We start from the raw sequence: 1,607 nt of genomic DNA, 5'->3' as shown, positions 1-1,607 counted from the left end.
TAACAAGTATAAAAATAGGATAGTGTCAAGATATTGTAGGTTAATTTTTATAGACAACCCCCTAAAATGTTTAAAATCAAGACTTTCGTAAACTTTTAAACTTTAAATTATATTTTCATATTTAATTGATTTTAATATCTTATACATTGGCGTTACTTTTCCAATATTTAATATTGTTATATTATTTATTCCTTCTCGTGAAGAATTATTTATTCTTTTAATTGTTTCTTTTATCTTCTTTTTATTTAATCTAAATGTTTCAATATCTTCCTTGTATATACTTATTTCCCTTAAATTGCCTCCATTCCTGCTAAATACCCTTAGCTTTGCCATTATCTTTAATCCCTCTTTACTCCATCCTAATGGCCTACTGCTTAATCTCGCTGATAATACATGGCTTATATGCCCTTCTGCACTGCATCCTATTACATCCTCGTCCTCTTTATATATTACTATCCCTTCCCAGTTATTTAATATATATCTCCTTGCTTCTTTTATCCTCTCCTTTTCTGTCTTAGTTTCTGCTATATTTATTAACTCCTTAAATATCTCCCTTAAAACCTTCTTATCCCCTTCATTTATCGCTCCCCATATCTTTTGCCTATATTCTTCTCGCTTTGCTGTCCCTTTTATTATGTATTTGTTCAAATGATATCTATCTAATACAAATTTAGCTTTCGGAATCCACTCCATTCCTTCCTTTATCCATCTTGCTCCATCTCCTGCTATGTATATCTTTTCTATGCTCTCTATTTCATAATTGTCATACACATAATTCGCTACATCTATCCATATTTCTTCAGCTTCTACACCAACGTATGCTTTGTAATATACATTCTTTAATTCGTTTCTCCCATTTTTGCTTTGCCTTCCTTCATGTATATATACAAGCCTTGGCATCTCCTTCTTCCCATCCTGCAATGCAACATGATCCTCATCTGCTTCTATGTATAGCACTCTTACTTTCCTCTTTTCTTTTACTTCCCTTTTTACTTCTACTTCTCCTACCTGTCTTATTGCATTAAATACTGTCTGCCTGCTTAGTTTCTCTGGACATGTTACTTTACTACTTTCCTCATAGGACATATTAATTGCGTTCTCTACAAGCTTTATCTTTACTTCTTTATCTACCTTCTCATGTTTGCTTATCCCTATAATTTCATCAAGTAAATATCTATATTCCCCATTCTTCTTAGATTTGTAATACGTTCTTGCATATTCTATTTCGCCTAGCATTGTTACAATCTTTTTCTTGTCTTTCCTTTCTACTACCCATCCCTTTTTCCTTTTTTCATCTTCTTTAATCGTTTTATCTAATTCTTCTAAAAAGTCCTTTATTATGTTTGCTCCTAATTCATCAGTCATTTTTTTAACTACATCAACAAGTTTTGTTAAATCCCATTCTTTTGATATAGTTTCCTCAACATTTTTTATTAATTTAGTAGTGAAATTTATTAAATGTTGTTGTATAATATTATTCAAAAGAGACACCCCCTTATTGGTTTGTGTGTTTTTTTCACTTTTATTTTATCACAGGGGTTGTCTCTTTTAAATTTTTGTCTTTTTTCGTCCTACAATAATTTTACACTATGTTTTAAGTGCCAGGC

The 1,607-nt window shown here is 30.9% G+C and carries 1 protein-coding gene; it reads right to left on the bottom strand.

The annotated features are described in order from the left end of the window. Positions 1-102: 102 nt before the first annotated feature. Entirely contained in the window at positions 103-1,491 is a 1,389-nt protein-coding gene (locus tag Q3V94_RS13565; RefSeq protein ID WP_303528531.1) for an ISLre2 family transposase, read from the bottom strand. Positions 1,492-1,607: the final 116 nt, after the last annotated feature.

This window comes from Caloramator sp. CAR-1 (genome assembly GCF_030546345.1).
GTDB classification, from domain to species: Bacteria; Bacillota; Clostridia; order Clostridiales; family Caloramatoraceae; genus Caloramator; species Caloramator australicus.
Note: the sequence above shows the minus strand (reverse complement) of the source record. Positions and strands in the feature narration are given on the sequence as shown.